The organism is Flagellimonas hymeniacidonis, assembly GCF_008040165.1.
Lineage (GTDB): Bacteria > Bacteroidota > Bacteroidia > Flavobacteriales > Flavobacteriaceae > Flagellimonas > Flagellimonas hymeniacidonis.
In genome coordinates, this window is the sequence record NZ_VRUR01000001.1 from 440,136 (window position 1) to 461,802 (window position 21,667).

At 38.9% G+C, this 21,667-nt stretch carries 17 protein-coding genes and 1 tRNA gene; 8 read left to right on the forward strand and 10 right to left on the reverse strand.

The annotated features are described in order from the left end of the window. The first annotated feature begins 176 nt into the window (after window positions 1-176). Complete coding sequence (locus FVB32_RS01995; RefSeq protein WP_147740917.1) at window positions 177-548, forward strand: SPOR domain-containing protein; 372 nt, start codon at window positions 177-179, stop codon at window positions 546-548. A gap of 52 nt (window positions 549-600) precedes the next feature. On the opposite strand, the gene infB is transcribed toward FVB32_RS01995, so the two are convergent. The 5 genes from infB to FVB32_RS02020 all read right to left on the reverse strand — a co-directional run bounded on the left by infB (window position 601) and on the right by FVB32_RS02020 (window position 6,114). Beyond that, window positions 601-3,351, reverse strand: a complete 2,751-nt coding sequence (infB, locus tag FVB32_RS02000) for a translation initiation factor IF-2 (protein WP_147740918.1) — start codon at window positions 3,349-3,351, stop codon at window positions 601-603. Between the two features lie 44 nt (window positions 3,352-3,395). Continuing rightward, window positions 3,396-4,628: a transcription termination factor NusA gene (nusA, locus tag FVB32_RS02005; RefSeq protein WP_147740919.1), complete on the reverse strand. Its 1,233-nt coding sequence runs from the start codon at window positions 4,626-4,628 to the stop codon at window positions 3,396-3,398. Window positions 4,629-4,641: 13 nt separating this feature from the next. Next, window positions 4,642-5,103, reverse strand: a complete 462-nt coding sequence (gene rimP / locus FVB32_RS02010) for a ribosome assembly cofactor RimP (protein WP_147740920.1) — start codon at window positions 5,101-5,103, stop codon at window positions 4,642-4,644. Window positions 5,104-5,233: 130 nt separating this feature from the next. Further along, window positions 5,234-5,908, reverse strand: coding sequence for a hypothetical protein (locus FVB32_RS02015; RefSeq protein WP_147740921.1), 675 nt, complete (start codon window positions 5,906-5,908; stop codon window positions 5,234-5,236). A 134-nt stretch (window positions 5,909-6,042) separates the two neighbouring features. Beyond that, window positions 6,043-6,114: transfer RNA gene (locus tag FVB32_RS02020), tRNA-Gln, on the reverse strand. Window positions 6,115-6,284: 170 nt separating this feature from the next. Here FVB32_RS02020 and FVB32_RS02025 point away from each other — a divergent pair. After that, the gene (locus FVB32_RS02025; RefSeq protein ID WP_147740922.1) at window positions 6,285-9,623 is read left to right on the forward strand and encodes a glycosyltransferase family 117 protein; all 3,339 of its coding nucleotides are present in this window, start codon (window positions 6,285-6,287) and stop codon (window positions 9,621-9,623) included. Window positions 9,624-9,645: 22 nt separating this feature from the next. Here FVB32_RS02025 and FVB32_RS02030 read toward each other — a convergent pair whose 3' ends face one another. From FVB32_RS02030 to FVB32_RS02040, 3 genes are all read right to left on the reverse strand, one after another. After that, window positions 9,646-9,942 carry a thioredoxin family protein gene (locus FVB32_RS02030; RefSeq protein ID WP_097046517.1) on the reverse strand — a complete coding sequence of 99 codons (297 nt, stop codon included), beginning with the start codon at window positions 9,940-9,942 and terminating at the stop codon, window positions 9,646-9,648. A 90-nt stretch (window positions 9,943-10,032) separates the two neighbouring features. Then, complete coding sequence (locus FVB32_RS02035) at window positions 10,033-11,268, reverse strand: metallophosphoesterase (protein WP_147740923.1); 1,236 nt, start codon at window positions 11,266-11,268, stop codon at window positions 10,033-10,035. Between the two features lie 54 nt (window positions 11,269-11,322). Next, on the reverse strand, window positions 11,323-12,045 hold the full coding sequence (locus FVB32_RS02040; protein WP_147740924.1) for a copper homeostasis protein CutC: 723 nt from the start codon (window positions 12,043-12,045) through the stop codon (window positions 11,323-11,325). Window positions 12,046-12,084: 39 nt separating this feature from the next. Between FVB32_RS02040 and FVB32_RS02045 the strand changes: the two genes are divergently transcribed. From FVB32_RS02045 to FVB32_RS02055, 3 genes are all read left to right on the forward strand, one after another. After that, complete coding sequence (locus tag FVB32_RS02045) at window positions 12,085-13,083, forward strand: isoaspartyl peptidase/L-asparaginase family protein (RefSeq protein WP_147740925.1); 999 nt, start codon at window positions 12,085-12,087, stop codon at window positions 13,081-13,083. 83 nt (window positions 13,084-13,166) lie between these two features. Beyond that, the gene (gene polA / locus FVB32_RS02050) at window positions 13,167-16,001 is read left to right on the forward strand and encodes a DNA polymerase I (protein WP_147740926.1); all 2,835 of its coding nucleotides are present in this window, start codon (window positions 13,167-13,169) and stop codon (window positions 15,999-16,001) included. A 130-nt stretch (window positions 16,002-16,131) separates the two neighbouring features. Further along, complete coding sequence (locus tag FVB32_RS02055; RefSeq protein ID WP_246139813.1) at window positions 16,132-16,851, forward strand: alpha/beta hydrolase; 720 nt, start codon at window positions 16,132-16,134, stop codon at window positions 16,849-16,851. Window positions 16,852-16,934: 83 nt separating this feature from the next. Here FVB32_RS02055 and FVB32_RS17660 read toward each other — a convergent pair whose 3' ends face one another. Both FVB32_RS17660 and FVB32_RS02060 read right to left on the reverse strand, forming a co-directional pair. After that, window positions 16,935-17,105, reverse strand: coding sequence for a hypothetical protein (locus tag FVB32_RS17660; protein WP_187269476.1), 171 nt, complete (start codon window positions 17,103-17,105; stop codon window positions 16,935-16,937). 166 nt (window positions 17,106-17,271) lie between these two features. Next, window positions 17,272-17,721, reverse strand: a complete 450-nt coding sequence (locus FVB32_RS02060; RefSeq protein ID WP_147740928.1) for a MarR family winged helix-turn-helix transcriptional regulator — start codon at window positions 17,719-17,721, stop codon at window positions 17,272-17,274. Window positions 17,722-17,873: 152 nt separating this feature from the next. On the opposite strand from FVB32_RS02060, the gene hppD reads away from it, so the two are divergent. The 3 genes from hppD (at window position 17,874) to fahA (ending at window position 21,651) form a co-directional block, all read left to right on the forward strand. After that, on the forward strand, window positions 17,874-19,007 hold the full coding sequence (gene hppD, locus FVB32_RS02065; protein WP_147740929.1) for a 4-hydroxyphenylpyruvate dioxygenase: 1,134 nt from the start codon (window positions 17,874-17,876) through the stop codon (window positions 19,005-19,007). Between the two features lie 169 nt (window positions 19,008-19,176). Next, window positions 19,177-20,334, forward strand: a complete 1,158-nt coding sequence (locus tag FVB32_RS02070) for a homogentisate 1,2-dioxygenase (protein ID WP_147740930.1) — start codon at window positions 19,177-19,179, stop codon at window positions 20,332-20,334. A gap of 96 nt (window positions 20,335-20,430) precedes the next feature. Then, on the forward strand, window positions 20,431-21,651 hold the full coding sequence (fahA, locus tag FVB32_RS02075) for a fumarylacetoacetase (RefSeq protein ID WP_147740931.1): 1,221 nt from the start codon (window positions 20,431-20,433) through the stop codon (window positions 21,649-21,651). Window positions 21,652-21,667 lie beyond the last annotated feature (16 nt).

The following is a 21,667-nucleotide window of genomic DNA, read 5'->3' on the forward strand; positions in this document are numbered from 1 at the left end:
TAGCTTTTTGTCGCACTAAAATCGGTGACAAAAATACAACATAGACTTATTTCTTAAAATGTTAAGGTATTGATAATATCTAATTTATAAACGTTCTAAATAAAAGAGCCCTGAGTTGTTTAAATCATAAAAAATTACATTTGTATATAGACAAAAAGAAAAAACATCAATATACCATGAAAACCCCTCTTTTTATAGCATTTCTGATAGGTTCACTATTTCAGATTTCCGCACAGGAAGGTAGTATTACTATTGATCAAGACCCGAGAATTGATGAACTGGTAACGCTATATGCTTCCGTTAATTCCAAGGCCGATTTTTATCAAATTCAAGTAGGTTTTGGTAGCTATCAGAAGGCACAAAACTTAAAGACAAAAGTAGATATCGATTTCCCAGGATGGTATTCCAAAATCGAATTTGAATCTCCTACATATCGTGTAAGATTAGGTAAGTTCAAAACAAAATTGGAAGCGGAACGCAAGTATATTGAAGTGCGCAAGAAATATCCAGATGCGATGCTTCTAAAACCGGAAAACTCTTCCAGATAAAAAATAAAAAATCCCGCTTAAGCGGGATTTTTTATTTTAGAATTATTTGTTGTTATAGCTTTTTCTTAACAGCTACTTCCTGGAAGGCTTCTACAATATCTCCTTCTCTAATATCATTGTAGTTTTTAACCTGCAGACCACAATCATATCCTTTGGATACTTCTTTCACATCATCCTTGAATCGTTTCAGCGATGCCAATTCACCGGTGTAAATTACAACACCATCACGAATCAAACGAATCTGGGAATTTCTAAAGACTTTACCACTAGTAACCATACATCCTGCAATGGTTCCAATTTTTGAAATCTTGAAGGTCTCTCTTATCTCAGCATTACCCGTAATCTCTTCCTTCATTTCTGGAGAAAGCATACCTTCCATGGCATCCTTCAAATCATTAATGGCATCATAGATAATAGAGTACATTCTAATATCGATTTCCTCCTTGTCAGCCACCATTCTGGCATTACCCATTGGCCTCACATTAAATCCAATAATGATCGCATCAGAAGCACTGGCCAACAGCACATCAGATTCCGTGATGGCTCCTACTCCTTTATGAATAATATTTACCTGAATTTCATCCGTAGATAATTTCTGGAACGAATCTGTCAATGCTTCTACTGAACCATCCACATCACCTTTTAGAATGATGTTTAATTCCTGGAAGTCACCTAACGCAATTCGTCTACCAATTTCATCTAAAGTGATATGACGCTGTGTTCTTACAGATTGCTCACGTTGTAATTGTGAACGTTTAGTTGCAATTTGTTTTGCTTCGCGCTCATCTTCCAACACATTAAATTTATCTCCAGCTTGTGGTGCTCCATCCAATCCTAAAATTGAAATTGGCGTAGCAGGTCCTGCTTTCTTAATATCTTTTCCACGTTCATCCTGCATGGCTTTTACCTTACCGCTGCAAGTTCCCGCTAACACATAGTCTCCTATTTCCAAGGTTCCCGTTTGTACCAAAATGGTAGAAACATACCCTCGACCTTTATCTAAGAAGGCTTCTACAACAGTTCCCGTGGCCAATCGGTCAGGGTTCGCAGTCAACTCCAATAATTCAGCCTCCAACAGTACCTTTTCCAATAGTTCTTTAATCCCTTCACCTGTTTTAGCAGAAATATCATGGGACTGAATCTTACCTCCCCAATCTTCTACCAATAGATTCATGGATGCAAGACCTTCCTTAATTTTATCAGGATTGGCAGTTGGCCTATCTATTTTGTTAATCGCAAAAACAATTGGAACTCCAGCTGCCTGCGCATGACTTATTGCTTCTTTGGTTTGCGGCATAATATCATCATCCGCAGCCACAACAATAATGGCAATATCGGTTACTTGAGCACCACGAGCACGCATAGCGGTAAAGGCTTCGTGACCTGGTGTATCCAAGAATGTTATTTTTTGTCCATCTTCCAAGGTGACGCCATAAGCACCGATATGCTGGGTAATTCCCCCACTTTCACCTGCGATAACATTTTCCTCTCTAATATAATCCAGCAATGACGTTTTACCATGATCGACATGACCCATAACGGTAACAATAGGTGCTCTGGGTTTTAAATCTTCCGGAGCATCTACTTCTTCCTCAATAGATTCTTCAATTTCTGCAGTAACAAACTCAACTTCATACCCAAATTCTTCTGTTACAATAGAGAGTGTTTCTGCATCTAAGCGTTGGTTCATGGTTACCATGATACCCAAAGACATACATGCCGAAATAATCTGTGTTGTGGAAACGTCCATCATGGTAGCAACCTCATTTACCGTAACAAACTCGGTTACTTTAATGATTTTGCTTTCCAACTCCTGTTGTTCAAGATCTTTCTCCGTTTGTTGACGGTGCTGATCTCTTTTCTCTCTACGGTATTTGGCTCCTTTACCCTTGCTGGATTTACCCTGAAGTTTTTCAAGGGTCTCCCTAACTTGTTTTTGTACTTCTTCTTCGGTAGGCTCAACCTTTGGTGCAGAAGAACGTTGGCTCCCTCTTCTTCCGGGTCCAGATCCACTGTTAGCACCTCTGTTACCAGGACGATTGCCCCCTTGTTGCGAAGGATTTTTGCTGATAATGCGCTTTCTACGTTTCCTTCTATCAGCACTGCTTTCGGAAGTAGCCCCTTCTGTCTTTTTAGGCTCTTCTTTCTTTTTCTTGGGTTTATTGAATTTGGTAAGGTCTATTTTATCCCCAGTAATCTTAGGCCCACTAAGTTTTTTGTATTGTGTTTGAATAGCTTCTGGCTCTCTAACCTCTTCAGTTTCTTCTTCTTTTTTGGTCTCAACCGGTTGTGGTTTTTCTGCTGGCTTGTCTTCTTTTTTAACCTCGACTTTTGGCTCGGCAACCACTGGTTTTTTCTCCTCCTTTGCTTTCTCCTCAACCTTAGGTTCCTCTACAATGGTTTCCTTTGGTTCTTCTTTTGCTTTTGGCGGTTCTGGCTTTTTATCCAAATCTATTTTACCAACAGTTTTAGGACCTGAAAGCTCCGCCTTGGCCTTAATCACTTGCTCAGCATTTCTTCGCTCCCTAGCAAGTCTTCGTTCTTCCTGTTCTTGTTCAATTTGAATTCTGAGCGCCTCCTTCTCTTTTCGCTTTTCCTCTCCAACTTCTTTGGAAGCTACTTTTTTGCTCTTATCCGTTTGAAACTCATCCAACAGCACTTGATACACTTCACCGGTAATTTTTGTGGTAGGTCTAGCCTCCACCTCATGCCCTACGGAAGAGAGGTGGTCTATAGCCCTATCCAGTGAAATGTTCAATTCTCTGAGAACTTTATTAAGTCTTATCGTTGGGTCTCCTGCCATAAATTGTATTTCCTAGCCCTAAAATTCGCTGCTAATATAATAGTTTAATCTTCAAACTCCTCTTTAAGGATACGTACCACATCTTTAACGGTTTCCTCTTCTAAATCCGTACGTTTAATTAGATCATTGACATCTTGCTCCAGAACACTTCTTGCAGTATCCAGACCAATCTTTTTAAACTCTTCAATGACCCATGCTTCTATTTCATCTGAGAATTCGGTCAATTCTACATCCTCCTCAACACCTTCTCTAAATACATCAATCTCATAACCAGTTAATTGGCCCGCCAAACGAATGTTATGGCCGCCTCTACCAATAGCCTTGGAAACTTCCTCTGGCTTTAGATATACTTGAGCCGTTTTCTTCTCGTCATTCAGCTTTACGGATGATACCCTTGCCGGACTCAAAGCACGTGTTACCATCAATTGGGAATTGTTGGTCCAATTGATCACGTCAATATTTTCATTGCCCAATTCTCTAACGATGCCATGAATACGGGATCCTTTCATCCCCACACAAGCTCCTACCGGATCAATTCTATCATCATATGAGTCTACTGCAACCTTTGCTTTTTCACCTGGAATACGAACTGCTTTTTTAATCGTAATCAATCCATCGAAAACTTCTGGAATTTCTTGGAAGAACAATTGCTCCAAGAAAGTTGGAGAAGTCCTGGACATGATAATCGCAGGCTTGTTTCCTTTCAATTCCACACTTTCAATTACACCTCTTACATTATCCCCTTTTCTAAAAAAGTCAGATGGAATCTGCTTCTCTTTTGGCAATATGATCTCATTTCCTTCATCATCCAACAAAATAATCGCTTTATGACGAATATGATGCACCTCAGCCGTATAAATTTCCCCTTCTAGGTCTTTAAACTGCTTATATATTGTAGTGTTATCGTGCTCATGAATTTTTGAAATAAGGTTTTGACGTAATGCCAAAATAGCCCTACGACCCAAATCCATTAATTTTACTTCTTCAGATACATCCTCACCTACTTCAAAATCTGGTTCAATCTTTCTAGCTTCCGAAAGTGAGATTTCCTCATTGGGTTCTTCCACTTCTCCATCTTCAACCACTATACGGTTTCTCCAAATCTCTAAATCCCCCTTATCTGGGTTGATAATGATGTCAAAATTTTCATCAGAACCAAATTTCTTTTTTAGCGCATTTCGGAACACATCTTCCAAAATTGCCATAAGGGTTACCCTATCTATAAACTTATCGTCCTTAAATTCCGAAAAGGATTCGATGAGCGCTAGGTTTTCCATTTTTGAACTACAATTAAAATTTTAAAATAACTTTTGCTTCCTGAATTTCAGAAAAAGGAATGTCCTGTTTTTTCTGAACCGTAATTTTTCCTTTACCAACGGGCTTGGGCTCTCGCGCCTTCCACTCTAAGGTAATATTATCTTCCGTGGCTTCAACCAGGTTTCCTTCCAATTCTCCTTCTCCCGTTCTAACCTTTAGTTTTCTACCTACGTTTTTTTTGTACTGACGTGGCAATTGCAAAGGAGATGCAGCTCCAGCTGAAGTCACTTCCAAGGCAAAATCTTCTTCCTCACGATCTAAATTATGCTCAATGGCCCGGCTTATGTTCATGCAATCCTGAAGATCAACACCTTCATCACCGTCCAAAACCACACGAATGGCATTATCTCCACCTACCATAAAGTCAATCAAAAACAGGGATGGATACTCTTCCAAAGCCTTGTTTAATAATGATGATACTTTCTCCTTAAACATAAAACCAAGTAATAAAAGAGGGGACTAGAAGTCCCCTCATGAATAACCTTTTATCCGTTCAGTGGTGCAAATATATAATATTTCATTTGTTTTAGCAATGGATTACCACAATGAAATCTTCAGAAAACCATTAGGATTTAGTGCAGGTATCATTATAGTACATGACCGCCTCCTTAATATTTGCTTTTTTGTATTTATGTTTTTTAAATTTTTCCACCAATTCTGGGCAATCCCGAAAGTAGTATATAGCAGCTTCCTTGAAGCTATTGGAAAAAGTAGGGTTTTTTGAAAGTAATGTTGCCATTTCTTCATTTTCTCTTTTAACACAAAGATATTTAGACTTGCTTCTGCCAAGAGGAAGATTTTCTGGAGCAGCGGGATCCATTCTCCTAGATGGGTCTGAAACAAATGGCCTTGGGCCAGATATTCCTTTTGTCTCATACTCGTAAAGGCTCATATTCCCTTTTTCCAAAAGTTTTAACACCTTGATCTCGCCTTCTCCAATGACTTTGAAGAATTCATATGTCGCCACTCTATGTTTTTCAATGATTCTTAATTTCTTCAACTTTTCAAGGCGGTAAAAAGTTGGACGCGCTTTCTTACTTTTTCTAAACTTAATGGCACCTACACTTGAAATTTTACCACCCGATGAGTTAGATTCCACTTCTATTGTTGCATACCCTTTTAAAATGGCTCCATTATTAAGATATAACTCAGCCTTGGAGTTTTGAGCCTCGCAGATTACAAATGAAAATATACATGCAACTAGAGTGAAGTATACCGGTTTTATCAAATTTCTCTTCATTTAGTTGTTAAATCAAACAATTGTTCATCGAATATATTCCTTTCAATATTGAAAAAGAAAGGTTTGGAAAAAAATGGAATTCCTAAATGAAAAATCCCAACCCTGAAAAGGAGTTGGGATTTTATCAAATTTTGTTGGCCTACAAGGACTCGAACCTTGAACGACTGGACCAAAACCAGCTGTGTTACCAATTACACCATAGGCCAGTACCACAATTGAGGGTGCAAATTTATAACAAACTTTTGTTTCGGCAAACAATTTCAAAAGATTCGCATCTATTTTTTCCTTTATACTACCTGTTAAAGCTTTTCCAAAATTCAATAGTCGTCTCTACTATATTTACTAAATTCGCCCCAACTTGGTAAACGCCATCTTTATGTTTGCAAAAGACTTCAAAAAATGGGATACCATCTTAGGATGGATTTCCTTTGCCATTGCATTTATTGTCTATGCTCTAACTGTAGAACCTACAGGGAGTTTTTGGGATGCAGGTGAATATATTACCACTTCAGCAAAACTGCAGGTAGGTCATCCTCCAGGAGCACCGCTCCTACAAATGATTGGTGCATTCTTTTCGTTGTTTGCCTTTGGGGACACTTCAAAAATTGCTCTAATGGTCAATGCGGTATCCGTAGTATCAAGTGCTTTTGCAGTGCTCTTTACATTTTGGACCATTACCAATTTAACCCGTAAAATGGTTCAAAAAAAGAAGCCTATCACCAATAGTAAGGCCATTGCCATTTTTGGAAGCGGTATGGTTGGCGCATTGGCTTTTACCTTTTCAGACAGTTTTTGGTTTAACGCAGTTGAAACAGAGGTATATGCCATGGCAAGTTTTATGATGGCACTTTTGCTTTGGTTAGGCCTAAAATGGACGGATAACCTAGAGGATCCTAGGGGTAATAGATGGCTAATACTAATCTGTTTCTTAATAGGACTGACCTTTGGAATTCAGTTTATGGGTTTCTTGGCTATCCCATCAATAGGGTTATTGTATTATTTTAAAAAGTATAAAGAGACCAACATAAAAAACTTCTTGCTGGCCAACATTATAGTAGTCGCAATCTTAATGTTAGTATATAAATTCTCGTTGACCTATGTGCTAAAATTATTTGGTTGGAGTGAAGTATTCTTTATTAACAATATCGGCTTACCATTCAATTCGGGTACCATTATCATGGGACTCCTTTTTATTGCTGCTTTCTATTTTACCTTGCGATATACCAGAAAAAATAATTTTTATAGCGGAAACCTCATTGTGTTATGTTTGATGTTTTTAATCTTAGGATTCTCATCATGGCTCATGCTTCCTATTCGTGCCAATGCAAAAACGGTAGTGAATGAAAACGACCCTTCAGATGCACGTTCCTTGTTGGCCTATTATAACAGAGAGCAATATCCTGGGGTAGAAAGCCCATTTTATGGCGCCTATTATTCAGACAGATTTGCACCTGCCGGCGATGATAAGGATGATCGACCCAAATATGAAAAAGACACAAAACTGTGCAAATACATTATTGTAAATAATTACAAAAATGCCATACAAGGACCCAATGAAAAACATGTTGGTGTGCTACCTAGGTTATGGAGTGATCAACATGCAGAAAACTATATGCGCTATTTTGGCGTATTGGAGTTTCGCATTAAATCGGAATACATCTCCAACAATGACCTTAGAGAGGCAGTTGGCCAATTTAAAAGTGCTTATGCTCAAGGAGAATTGGATTCTGAGCAGTACATGCGGTTTTTAAGTGAGTTTGGGGAATATATTGAAGTAGAACCCCCGACCTTGGGACAAAACATTCGCTATCTAGTTGAATTCCAATTTGGCTATATGTACATGCGCTATTTTATGTGGAATTTTGTTGGAAGACAAAATGATCTTCAAGGCAGATATGATGAGAATGGAAATTGGCTAAGCGGAATAGGGTTTATCGATAGTCTTCGCTTGGGCAGTCAAGATAATCTCCCTAGCGATTGGGAAAACAACAAAGGCCGCAATACCTATTTCTTTTTACCTCTATTGCTGGGTATTATTGGTTTGGTGTTTCAAATTTCAAAAAATCCAAAACACTTTTGGGTGCTCTTTGTCTTTTTTATGTTTACAGGCTTGGCCATTCAATTCTATACCAATCCTTATATTTTTCAACCCCGGGAACGAGATTATTCATTGGTCGGCTCCTTCTATATTTTTTGTATCTGGATTGGCATTGGAGTATATGGTCTTTTTGACGAATTCAGAAAATTTCTCTCTCCTAAAATTGCGGCACCACTAATTACAACTCTATGCCTTTTAGCAGTTCCTTTGTTGATGGCCTTCCAAAACTGGGATGACCATGATCGTTCCAATAGATATACAGCAAACTCCACGGCAAAAGCTTATTTGGATTCCTGTAAGGAAGACGCTGGGGCCATATTATTCACTATTGGAGATAACGACACCTTCCCATTGTGGTATGCACAAGAGATTGAAGGCTACAGAACAGATGTACGGATTGTAAATACCAGTCTTTTTGCTACAGATTGGTACATTGATCAAATGAAACGTCAAGCGTACGAAAGTGAACCCATTCCTTCGCAATTAACACATGATAAATACCGCTATGGCTCTAGAGATGCGGTTTATTTTCAAGGCATAACAGAAAGCCGTTGGAACATTAAAGATTTTGTAAATTGGGTAGGTAGTGACAAACCTCAAACCAAGTACAAATACCTACTAGAAAAACAAGGTGGCGATATAAGTGACGTTCCTCAAAGCACTTTGGATATTGTATACTATCCCACCAACAAAATTAGAATCCCCGTAAACAAACAGAATGTTCTGGAAAGTGGATTGGTAAAAGAAGAAGATGCCGATTTGATTGAGGACTACATTGATATTGACCTGCCACAGAGTGCTTTACCTAAAAATAGGATTTTAATGTTGGATTTAATCGCCAACAATGATTGGAAAAGACCGATCTATTTTTCAGGTGGAAGTTTTGATAGTGCCGAATACATTTGGATGAAAGATTACCTTCAACTGGATGGTCTCATCTATAAATTGGTTCCCATTAAAACCAAAAATCAAAGTTCTTTTGAAATGGGCCGTATAGACAGTGACTTAATGTACGACATTGTAAAAAAATGGGATTGGGGAAATTCTGGAAGTGATGATATTTATCACGATCCACAAACTCGCTCTCAGGGACTGTCTTTTAGAAGCAATTTAGCTCGTCTTACGGAAACCTTGGTAGCAGAAAATAAAATTGAAAAGGCCAAGGAAATCATTAATATAGCAATGACGAATGTTCCATTTGAACATTTTGGTTTTTATGCCTTTGTTGAGCCTTTTTTAGATGGATACTACAAGGTGGGCGAAACCGAAAAAGCAAGAGCGTTATTCGAAAAGTTGAAAAAAGTATATCAAGAGCGATTGGAGTATTATGCCGCAGTTCCTTTAGATGAACAATATGAAAAGATTGATGATATTTTGGCAGACATGCAAGCTTATCGTAGAAATATTGACATTCTAATAGAGAATGAGGACAGGGAACTGGCAGAATCCGAAACAATAATCTTCAACGAATACATAGATAAGTTTTCTCAATTTGTGGGAGAGGAAGAGGAAATTTTTGAAGAGCCCTCACCAAATCCAGATGTAGAGGATTCTATTCCATTAGATACTATTGAAGCAGTGCTGGATTCTGCACTACTAGAGCAGGAAGAACAATAAAAAAACGAGGGGAACCCTCGCTTTAAATATATTCGTTAAGAATACCAATAAGTGTATTGGCATCCTGTTCTCCACTCTGTCGCCAGACCATTTCACCTTTTTTGTAAATCATCAAGGTTGGCAATCCTTTAATACGAAGGGCCTGAGACAACTCTTTATTTTTATCTACGTCAATCTTAATGACCTTGCCTTTATCACCAAGTGCCGCGGCAACATCGCGCAATACAGGGTGCATAGAGGTTGATTGATCATTCCATTCTGCATAAAAGTCCAGCAACACTGGTACTTTTAAATCGATAAGCTCACCAAATTTAGACATGGGCATTCACTGGTTTACTAGCCAAAAGTAAGAAAATTTGTTAAAATTTTAATCTGACAGTAATTTAGCGAGTAGCGAATTGCGTTAAATTCACGTTAAACCTTTCTTTTTAAGGGTAATCACAGAGATTTCTGGCCAAATACCTACGCGGCCTGGATAGCCTATAAAACCAAATCCGCGGTTTACATTTATAAACTGCCCTAGCTCTTCATAAATACCGGCCCAATATTTATAGCGCCATTTCACCGGACTCCATTTTACCCATCCAGGTATTTCAACCCCGAACTGCATGCCATGTGTATGGCCACTCAAAGTCAAATGAAAGTGGTAGTCATCGTTAATGACCACATCTTCCCAATGGGAAGGATCATGGCTCATCAAAATTTTAAAATCTTCTTTGTCAATCCCGGTTTTAGCCTTTTCCAGATCACCAGCTTTTTTAAATCCGCCCCGACCCCAATTTTCTACACCAATAAGTGCAATCTTCTGACCATCCTTTTTCAAATAACGATGTGTGTCCAACAGCAAGTCGAAACCCATTTCTTTTTGAAGATTTTTTAAATCCACTAGATTTTGTGCCTTGGCTTCTTCAGATTCCCATTGGGTATAATCCCCATAATCGTGATTTCCCAAAATGGAAAATTTACCATCCTTTGCTTCAAGGCTGGCGAACAAATCTGACCAAGGTTCCATTTCTTTGGTCTTGTCATTGACCATATCACCAGTGAACAGAATGACATCGCTTTTTTGTTCATTGATCAAATCAATTCCGTAAGCAACCTTTTTCCTATTATCAAAACTGCCGCTGTGCACATCTGAAATCTGTGTGATTTGGTATCCATCAAAAGCATCTGGAAGATCAGCAAACTCCAGTTGATATTTCAACACCTTATAATTGTATTTTCCTTTGTACATACCGTACAATAAAGCTCCAAACGGCAAAGCGGCAATACCCATGGCAATACCACTAATAAATTTACGACGAGAGGGGAAAAATTTGTTCTGTGTCTCAGAAAGGCCCGCAATTTTATTGTAACCAAACACAAACAATCGTACAATATCCTCAAGCAGCATAAAGATTCCGAACACCAATCCCAATAGCAAGAAAGCAAAGAAAATACCCCCAGCATTTGCAATCTGCCCCCTAACACCATCTCCTGGGGTATAATTTAGCACTCGAATGATAAAATTAGCCAATGCGGCCAAAAACATTAATCCATACACCAAGTGCACCCAAGAACTCTTAAAAAGAGTTTTGAAACCTTGAAAACCATAAATGGCCGAAATAATATAAATGATGGATAAAATGATTAAAAATCGGGTCATGCAAAAATTTTTGTAAAGATATTTCTTTAGTTCTGGAACTGAATTATTTAGCGATTATTTAACGCTCTGTACGATTTGACGAATGGTCTCTGCGTTTGTTACAGCCACTTGATTCTCCCTTAAATGTTTTTCGGAATTCATTGAAATTTTATGCGCTACGGATATTTGATTTTTAAAGGAAGTTCCTGATAAATGAATCGCTTTAAAACCTGCATCCCTGAATTTCTCAATATTTTTTGTTTCAACTCCTCCCCCGGGCATAATAATACAAGTTTTGGAAGTGGAATTCAACTCTAAAAGAAGATCTAATCCGTTCTCCGCAGTTGTTTGCTGACCTGAGGTCAAAATACAATCAACCTCAAGCTCCTGGAGCTGGGACTGAGCTTTTTCTGGATTCGGAATCCAATCAAAAGCACGATGGAAAGTGAACTTCATAGGTCTTGAAATCTCAACCAACTGTTTCGTCCGTTTAAAATCTAAGGTGAAATCAGATTGCAACAGTCCAGACACGATTCCATCAACTCCAGCCTCGTTGCATAAGGCAATATCATTTTTCATCACCTCAAATTCCAATTCAGAGTAGGTAAAGTGACCACTTCTAGGCCTGATGAGCACATGAACCGGAATATTCAATTGTTCTTTCACCATTTTAATCAAACCATATGAAGGGGTAATCCCCCCTACTCCAAGCTCTGAACAGAGTTCAATTCTATCCGCCCCAGCGAGTTGGGCATTTAAGGCAGATTCCAAAGAATTCGCACAAACTTCTATAAGCATATTGCTATATTTAACGGGACTAAAAATAACATCCAAATCATGAAAAGACGTAAGTTTCTTAAAAAATCAGGTCTTACCACTGCGGGATTACTTTCAGCCCCTGCTGTTGTTGCTTCCTGTAAAACCGAAACCAAACAAGAAATTGCTTCGCCCCCTGTTTCAGTTAGAAAACCTATAGCTATTTGCACGTGGAACTTTATGAACGCTACCGCAAAAGCATGGGAAGTTCTTGAAAAAGGAGGAAATGCTTTGGATGCAGTGGAGCAAGGGGTTATGATAGAAGAGGCTGATGTAACCAATGAGACCGTAGGTGTGGGAGGTAGACCAGATAGAGATGGTAATGTAACACTCGATGCCTGTATTATGGATAAGGATGGTAATTGTGGTTCGGTTGTCTACTTGCAGAATATCGCTCATCCAGTATCTGTGGCACGTAAGGTTATGGAAGAAACCCCACACATTATTTTAGCTGGAAAAGGTGCAGAACAATTTGCATACGAACAAGGATTTAAAAAAGAAGATTTGCTGACAGAAAGCACACGAAAGCAATATGAAGAGTGGAAAAAAGAATCCAAATACGAAACGGTCATTAACATAGAGAACCATGACACCATTGGCATGCTTGCCATAGATAAAAATGGTGATATTGCCGGTGCATGTACCACAAGCGGAATGGCGTACAAGGTGGCTGGGCGTGTTGGCGATTCTCCAATTATTGGAGCAGGACTTTATGTGGATAACGAAGTGGGGGGCGCTACTGCCACCGGCGTTGGCGAAGAAGTGATTAGAACTGTGGGCAGCTTTTTAATTGTTGAATTGATGCGCCAAGGAAAAAGTCCCCAAGAGGCCTGCGAGGAAGGTGTAAAACGTATTATGAAAAAAAATGAAGGCCGTAAGGACTTTCAAATTGGCTTTTTGGCCATAAACAAACAAGGTGAAACTGGCGGTTACTGCGTGCATCCAGGGTTTACCTATAGGGAATACACAGAAGAAGGGCATGAGAATAGACATGTGAGCAGTTTTTATCAAAATGAATAAGCTTCTTTGCTCATTTCTTAGCGCTTTTTTCTACTTTTAAAATTCGTCGATCAATCATTGCTAACTGACAATCATTTTTACTCATGTCCGACCAAAAACGTCTTTTTCTCCTTGATGCCTACGCCCTAATATTTAGGGGATATTACGCTTTGATCAAAAATCCAAGAATCAATTCCAAAGGGATGGACACTTCAGCCATCATGGGCTTTGTAAATTCTCTTTTCGATGTAATCAAGCGTGAAAAGCCGGACCATCTTGCCGTATGCTTTGATAAAGGAGGTAGTGTAGAACGCACAGAGCTTTTTGAAGATTATAAAGCCAATCGCGATGAAACCCCCGATGCCATCCGTATTGCAGTTCCATACATCCAGGATATTTTAAAAGCAATGCAGATTCCAGTAGTGGAATTGGAGGGCTTTGAAGCAGATGACATTATAGGAACTTTGGCCAAGCAGGCCGAAAAAGAAGAGTATAAAGTCTTTATGGTGACTCCAGATAAGGATTTTGGGCAATTGGTTTCCGAAAACATATTCATGTACCGTCCAGCTCGAATGGGTAATGGCATCGAGATTTGGGGCATTCCAGAAGTACAAAAACGCTTTGGTGTGGAACGGCCAGAACAGGTCATAGATTATTTAGGGATGATGGGAGATGCCAGCGACAATATTCCTGGTCTACCTGGTGTTGGCGACAAAACCGCTAAAAAGTTTATCGCCGATTTTGGAGACATGGAAGGACTTTTAGCAAATACAGACCAGCTAAAGGGTAAAATGAAGGAGAAGGTTGAAGACAATGCCGAATTGGGTAGATTATCTCGGAAATTGGCAGAAATAAATATCAATTGTGATGTCACCTTCAATGCAGATGATTATGAAATGTCTGAACCGGATAGCGTTAAAGTACAGCAGATTTTTGAAGAGCTGGAATTTAGAAGATTGAAAGAGCAGTTCATCAAAATTTTCTCAGAAGAAGCTGTTGAAGCTAAAAAAACTCCTAGCACGCCAAAGGTTGCAGAACAGCCTCAGGTTGCTGGAAGTGGTCAGTTTAGTTTGTTCGGAGGAAATCCAACAGATGCTCCGGCTACCATCAAAGATGAAAGTAGTAGAAATACAGTATCCGATGTTTCCCACTTGTATCAGAGCATTGCTCCAGGTTTGGGATTACAACTGTTTGTGGAAAAATTAATGAAGCAAACCTCGGTTTGTTTCGATACCGAAACGACCTCTATCAACCCATTGGAGGCGGAACTGGTTGGCATAGCTTTTAGCTGGGAGGCAAAAAAAGGCTTTTATGTTCCTATTCCTGAAGAAAAAGAAGCGTGTATGGAAATTTTGGAGCAGCTTCGGCCATTCTTTGAATCCGAATCCATTGAAAAAATAGGACAAAACCTCAAATACGACATCAAAGTGATGAAAAACTATGGTGTTGAAGTAAAAGGAAAGTTGTTCGATACCATGTTGGCACATTACCTCATCAATCCAGATATGCGCCATAATATGGACGTATTGGCTGAAACCTATTTGAACTACACTCCTGTTTCCATTACGGAACTTATCGGGAAAAAAGGGAAAAACCAATTGAGCATGCGGCAAGTTCCTGTTGAAAAACAAACGGAATATGCTTCTGAAGATGCTGATATTACCCTACAATTAGCTCAACATTTTAGGCCAGAGTTGGCTGCTGCGAAAACAGCAGAACTTTTTGAAACTATTGAAGTTCCTCTGCTGCGTGTTTTGGCTGATATGGAAACAGAAGGTATCAATTTGAACAAGGATTTTTTGAATTCCCTTTCTGAGGATTTGAACAATGACATAAAAAATCTGGAAACCAAAATATATAAGGAAGCAGGCCAGGAATTCAACATTGCATCACCAAAGCAATTGGGCGAAATTCTGTTTGATAAATTAAAGCTGGTCGACAAACCAAAAAAAACCAAGACAGGTCAATATTCCACTGCAGAAGATGTACTTTCCTATTTGGCGAAAGATCATGAAATCATCCAAAACGTATTGGATTTTAGAGGACTTAGCAAGCTAAAAAGCACCTATGTAGATGCCCTTCCCAACGAAGTACAGGAGCACAGTGGTCGCATACACACCGACTATATGCAGACGGTAGCGGCAACCGGACGTTTGAGCAGTAACAATCCCAATTTGCAAAATATCCCCATTCGCACAGAGCGTGGTCGACAAGTGCGTAAGGCCTTTATTCCAAGGGATGAAAACTATACGCTCTTAGCAGCTGATTATTCGCAAATAGAGCTCAGGATTATTGCAGCTTTAAGTGAGGAAGATACTATGATAGAAGCTTTTAAAAACGGGGAGGATATTCATGCTTCTACTGCTTCCAGGGTTTTTAATGTCCCTATTGAAGAAGTAACCCGTGAACAAAGAGGTAATGCTAAAACGGTCAACTTTGGAATTATCTATGGGGTTTCTGCTTTTGGATTGAGCAACCAGACGGATTTGTCCAGAGCAGAATCCAAAGAATTAATCGAAACCTACTATAAAACTTACCCTAAACTGCGCAATTATATGGGGGAACAGGTAGATTTTGCTCGTGATAATGGTTACGTGCAGACCGTGTTAGGTAGGCGTAGGTATTTAAAGGACATTAACGCTGGTAATGCAGTAGTGAGAGGTGCTGCAGAACGAAATGCCGTAAATGCCCCAATACAAGGAAGCGCAGCAGATATCATTAAAATTGCCATGATCAATATCCATAAGAAATTAACCGAAGGCAACTATAAAACCAAAATGTTGCTACAGGTACATGATGAATTGGTTTTTGACGCATACAAACCAGAACTGGAAGAGGTAAAAAGCCTAATTAAAACCGAAATGGAGAATGCTTACATCCTTTCCGTTCCTTTAGATGTGGAAGTGGGCATTGGTGATAATTGGTTAGAGGCGCATTAATACTTTCATAGCGAACACGAATACAGACATGTCAAAATTCAACTATTTCATAGCATTTTTATTAGTTAATTGCTTTAGTATAAACCTTATTGTATCACAAGTAGATACAATAATGGTTTTTAGCGAATCCATGAATAAAACTATTCCTAACATAGTTATTACTCCAAATAATCATACAAATCAAAATAAGAAATTTCCAGTTTTGTATTTATTGCATGGCGCAGGAGGGGATTATGCAGGTTGGGCGTCTTATGTGCCAGAAGTAAAAGCATACGCGGATAAATTTAATATGATCATTGTATGCCCGGATGGAGGCAGTACAAGTTGGTATTTTGACAGCCCAATTGATTCTAAAATGAAATACGAGACTTATGTTTCTAAGGAATTAGTATCAGCCATCGATAAAAAATACCCCACTATCCCTGAAAACAAAGGTCGAGCCATAACGGGGCTAAGCATGGGCGGGCATGGTGCGCTGTATCTTGCTTTTAAACACCAAAATGTCTGGGGGGCTGCAGGCAGTATGAGCGGAGGAGTTGACATCAGGCCATTCCCAAATGGTTGGGACATATCCCAACGATTGGGAACATATGCTGAAAACAAACAAAACTGGGAGGACAATACCGTGATGAATATGGTTCATCTACTAAATGGAAATTTGGAAATTATAATTGATTGTGGTTATGATGATTTCTTTTTTGAAGTCAACAGAAGATTGCATGAAAAACTTGTCCTAAGAAATATACCCCATGATTATATTGAAAGACCTGGCGGGCACAATTATGAGTACTGGGCAAATTCTTTGAAGTATCAGCTGGTTTTCTTCGACGATTTTTTTAGAAGAAAATAATCCATAAGAGCTGGTTAGAGACAAACTAAAATCTGAAAAGGCACCCATTGGGTGCCTTTTCTTATAATACTGTTCGTTTTTGATTACCAGCCAAAAGCCAGTTTAAACTTTGATTTACTTTCTTTTTTGACTTTTTGCTGTTCTATTTCTACTTCATGATTCCTAAGACGCGCGTCCTGCTCAAAATGTGCAAACATCTCCATTGAAAATGGTGAAGCTTGCCAAACATTCGGATAATGCTTTAACTTTTTCATATTGAAATATTTTTCAATTAACAATCAACAAAATTCTGTCAACTGAATGCCTTGTAAAACACCATATTTGTCCATATTATATGCTATTTTAACCTAAATGTTCTTTTTTAAGAAAGGATTATGATAATTGCCTTTAGAAAAGCCAAAAGACTTAACAAATCAAAGGTTATTGGAACTCTTCATAATTTTCACCAATCCGGTCTAATATCTTTAAAAAAGTTTCAAACTCAACTGTATCCAAACCCTTTATGGCCTGTTTACGTAAGAGGTTGGCATGAGGTTCCATTTTAGAGATAATATCTTGTCCCTGAGGAGTCAATTCCAACTTAAAACGTTTTAAATCACCTTTAAAACGGGTCTTGGCAATCCAACCTTTCCTTTCTAGACCCCCAATGACTCTGGATGTGGTGGCTCTGTTTCTAAAATTGGACTTTACAATATCAGATTGAGATACATCTTCTCCTAACTGATAAATACGATAGAGGATTACCCATTGCTCAATAGTGAGTTCAACACCCAATTCCTTGAACTTTCTAAGATAGGCATCCTGCACTTTGCGTAATACTAAATCCAAATGCAATCCAATACCTGATATTTCGTCTATTTGATGAAGCATATATCACCTTCTTTGTCATTTCCCCACTCCATTCGAAATGATCGTTGTTTTTAACAATTATTTGACCTGAATAACACTAAAGTAATTTCAAAATTACTATTTTTGTTGCATCAACAACAATAATTTCAATTACATCTTAAAATATATTTGTTATGTCCACTTCCACTTTACCAAAATTGCATGATACGGCAAAAGATTTTATGCCTATAAATGGCACCGATTATTTAGAACTTTATGTAAGCAATTCAAAGCAGGCGGCGCACTTTTATAAGACTGCTTTTGGGTTTCAATCTTTAGCTTATGCAGGATTGGAAACTGGCTTAAAAGATAGGGAGAGTTATGTGGTCGTTCAAGACAAAATAAGACTTGTACTGACCTCTCCATTAAAAAGTGGTACGGACATTGGTCGCCATATTGATCAACATGGTGATGGTGTTAAAGTAGTGGCACTGTGGGTAGATGATGCCACTTATGCATACAACACGGCTATGGAGCGAGGTGCAAAATCCTACATGGAGCCTAAAGTAGAAGAAGATAAAACAGGAAAAATTGTTCGCTCTGGCATTTATACCTATGGCGAGACCGTACATATTTTTGTAGAAAGAAAAGATTATAACGGCACTTTTATGCCCGGGTTCAGAAAATGGGAAACTCCAGATTACAATCCATCTCCTGTTGGATTAAAGTTTGTAGATCACATGGTAGGCAATGTTGGATGGAATAGAATGAATGAATGGGTGAATTTCTATGAAAATGTTATGGGTTTCACACAAATATTATCTTTTGATGATAAAGACATTTCCACCGATTTCACCGCACTCATGAGCAAAGTGATGAGTAATGGGAATGGGCGCATAAAATTCCCAATCAATGAACCAGCCGAAGGCAAGAAAAAATCCCAGGTAGAAGAATACCTTGATTTCTATGAAGGTGAAGGTGTGCAACATATAGCAGTTGCTACCGATGATGTAATCGCTACAGTAAGACAACTTAAAAGTAGAGGTGTTGAGTTTCTAAAAGTACCTGACACTTATTATGATGCCGTCCTGGACCGTGTAGGTGAAATTGATGAAGATATTGCTCCTTTAAAAGAACTGGGTATTCTGGTTGATCGTGATGACGAAGGCTATTTATTGCAAATCTTTACCCGTCCTGTAGAGCCAAGACCAACCATGTTTTTTGAAATCATTCAAAGAAAAGGTGCACAATCATTTGGAAAAGGTAACTTTAAAGCACTGTTTGAAGCTATTGAGAGAGAACAGGAACTTAGAGGAACTTTACATTAACTAGTTTTGAGTTATAAGTTAAGAGTTATATAGTTATTGGTTATGATATCCTGAACTCTGAACTCTGAACTCTGAACTCTGAACTCTGAACTCTGAACTCTGAACTCTGAACTCTGAACTCTGAACTCTGAACTCTGAACTCTGAACTCTGAATTTTAAAAACTAAAAAATGCCAATCTATCATAAACTCGGAAAGATTCCGCAGAAAAGACACACCCAATTTACGAAACCAGATGGGAGTCTGTACTATGAACAATTATTTGGCACAATCGGTTTTGACGGCATGTCTTCCCTCCTTTATCATGTGCACAGGCCTACTCAGGTTTCTGCAATTGGCAAAGCAGTTGATCTAAGTCCAAAAATTGCAGTTGAAAAGAACATTGCCTCTCGTAAACTCATAGGTTTTGATGTTGCTCCCAAAGATGATTTTTTGGAGTCACGCGAACCCATGCTGGTCAATAGCGATGTGCATGTTGGGTTGGCAGCTCCCAAAAAATCAATGACCGAGTACTTTTACAAAAACTCGGATGCTGATGAGATGCTTTTTATTCATAAAGGAACTGGCACATTAAAAACTTTTTTGGGTAATATTCCTTTTGAGTATGGTGATTATCTAATTATTCCGCGAGGTATGATTTATCAAATTGAATTTGATACTGAAGACAATCGCATACTATTTGCAGAATCCTTTCATCCCATCTATACACCAAAACGGTATAGAAACTGGTTTGGGCAATTGTTAGAACATTCTCCATTCTGCGAACGTGACTACAAATTACCTCAAGATTTGCAAACCCATTATGAGAAAGGCGAGTTTGTAATGAAAATAAAGAAACAGGGTATGTTACATACCCTTGTGTATGCATCGCACCCGTTTGACGTCGTGGGTTGGGATGGATACAATTTTCCCTACGGATTTTCCATTCATAATTTTGAGTCCATTACCGGTCGTGTGCACCAGCCACCACCAGTGCACCAAACCTTTGAGACCAGTGCTTTCGTAATTTGCTCTTTTTGCCCAAGATTGTACGATTACCATCCAAAGGCAATTCCAGCACCATATAATCACTCCAATATAGATTCTGATGAAGTATTGTACTATGTGGATGGGGATTTTATGAGCAGAACAGGCATTGCCCCTGGTTACATCTCCTTGCATCCCGCAGGGATTCCACACGGGCCACACCCAGGAACATATGAGGCTAGTATAGGCAAAACCAAAACTGAAGAATTAGCCGTTATGATCGATACGTTCAAACCACTTCAGGTCACAGAAAATGCGTTGAAGATTGATGACGGTACGTATTACAAATCTTGGGTGGAATAAATAGATGGCCTTATGTCAGTTCGAGCGCAGTCGAGAACACATAAGGCATAAATAATTCTCGACTGCGCTCGAACTGACAATTCAATTTTAATTTTCATGATTATAAATATTCCAGAAAACTCCGATTTCTCAATCCATAACATTCCATTTGGGATTTTTTCAACAGCAGATAGAAGCCCTAGAGCTGGCGTTGCCATTGGAGAACATATTTTGGATTTAGCCGCTGTTGCAGAATTAGACGTTTTTGATTTTAATACTGCTGTTCTTGAAAAAGATACGCTCAATGATTTTATCTCCTTAGGGAAATCAATTACTAAAAGAGTTAGAACCAACATTCAGCATTGGCTGCAAGAGGAAGATTCAGTTTTAGCGGACAAACCAGAACTATTTGTTTTACAATCTGAAGCAAGCATGCATATGCCCGTATCCATTGGGGACTATACGGATTTTTATTCCAGTATAGAACACGCCACCAATGTAGGAACTATGTTCCGCGACCCAAAAAATGCACTGATGCCCAATTGGAAACATATTCCGGTGGGCTATCACGGTAGGGCCTCATCTATCATTGTAAGTGGAGAGTCCATCCATAGGCCAAAGGGACAGGTTTTACCAAAAGATGCTACAACTCCTGTCTTTCAAGCTTCAGCACGTTTGGATTTTGAATTGGAAATGGGATTTATCACTGGAAAAAGCACAGCTGTAGGGGAATCTATTTCAACCCAAGATGCTGAGGATTATATCTTTGGAATGGTCCTGCTCAATGATTGGTCTGCACGTGACATTCAAAAATGGGAATATGTACCACTTGGCCCATTCTTGGCAAAAAACTTCGCATCCCATATTTCTCCTTGGATTGTCACCTTAGAAGCATTGGAGCCTTTTAGAGTATCAGGTCCAGAACAGGACCCAAAAGTGCTTCCGTATTTAGAATACGAAGGCATGAAGAATTATGATATTAAACTTGAGGTGGGCATCTCACCAGAGGGCAGCGAAGAGCAGACCGTTTGCCATTCCAATTTTAAATATATGTATTGGAATATGGCGCAGCAACTAGCGCACCATACCGTTAATGGGTGTAATATTAATGTTGGTGATCTGTATGGTTCAGGCACCATTTCTGGGAAGGATGAAAACTCATATGGTTCTATGTTAGAACTTGCATGGATGGGTACAAAACCTTTAAAAATGAAAGATGGGTCGGACCGTAAGTTTATAAATGATGGCGATACCGTTATCATGAGAGGGTCCTCAGAAAAAGATGGTATTAGAGTTGGTTTTGGAGAAGTAGCCGCAAAGGTGCTTCCAGCAAAATAGATCGTTATCTTAGCGC

Coding starts and splice junctions, on each gene's coding strand:
- FVB32_RS01995 (WP_147740917.1), top strand. CDS start 177: ATGAAAACCCCTCTTTTTATAGCATTTCTGATAGGTTCACTATTTCAG.
- infB (WP_147740918.1), bottom strand. CDS start 3,351: ATGGCAGGAGACCCAACGATAAGACTTAATAAAGTTCTCAGAGAATTG.
- nusA (WP_147740919.1), bottom strand. CDS start 4,628: ATGGAAAACCTAGCGCTCATCGAATCCTTTTCGGAATTTAAGGACGAT.
- rimP (WP_147740920.1), bottom strand. CDS start 5,103: ATGTTTAAGGAGAAAGTATCATCATTATTAAACAAGGCTTTGGAAGAG.
- FVB32_RS02015 (WP_147740921.1), bottom strand. CDS start 5,908: ATGAAGAGAAATTTGATAAAACCGGTATACTTCACTCTAGTTGCATGT.
- FVB32_RS02025 (WP_147740922.1), top strand. CDS start 6,285: ATGTTTGCAAAAGACTTCAAAAAATGGGATACCATCTTAGGATGGATT.
- FVB32_RS02030 (WP_097046517.1), bottom strand. CDS start 9,942: ATGTCTAAATTTGGTGAGCTTATCGATTTAAAAGTACCAGTGTTGCTG.
- FVB32_RS02035 (WP_147740923.1), bottom strand. CDS start 11,268: ATGACCCGATTTTTAATCATTTTATCCATCATTTATATTATTTCGGCC.
- FVB32_RS02040 (WP_147740924.1), bottom strand. CDS start 12,045: ATGCTTATAGAAGTTTGTGCGAATTCTTTGGAATCTGCCTTAAATGCC.
- FVB32_RS02045 (WP_147740925.1), top strand. CDS start 12,085: ATGAAAAGACGTAAGTTTCTTAAAAAATCAGGTCTTACCACTGCGGGA.
- polA (WP_147740926.1), top strand. CDS start 13,167: ATGTCCGACCAAAAACGTCTTTTTCTCCTTGATGCCTACGCCCTAATA.
- FVB32_RS02055 (WP_246139813.1), top strand. CDS start 16,132: ATGAATAAAACTATTCCTAACATAGTTATTACTCCAAATAATCATACA.
- FVB32_RS17660 (WP_187269476.1), bottom strand. CDS start 17,105: ATGAAAAAGTTAAAGCATTATCCGAATGTTTGGCAAGCTTCACCATTT.
- FVB32_RS02060 (WP_147740928.1), bottom strand. CDS start 17,721: ATGCTTCATCAAATAGACGAAATATCAGGTATTGGATTGCATTTGGAT.
- hppD (WP_147740929.1), top strand. CDS start 17,874: ATGTCCACTTCCACTTTACCAAAATTGCATGATACGGCAAAAGATTTT.
- FVB32_RS02070 (WP_147740930.1), top strand. CDS start 19,177: ATGCCAATCTATCATAAACTCGGAAAGATTCCGCAGAAAAGACACACC.
- fahA (WP_147740931.1), top strand. CDS start 20,431: ATGATTATAAATATTCCAGAAAACTCCGATTTCTCAATCCATAACATT.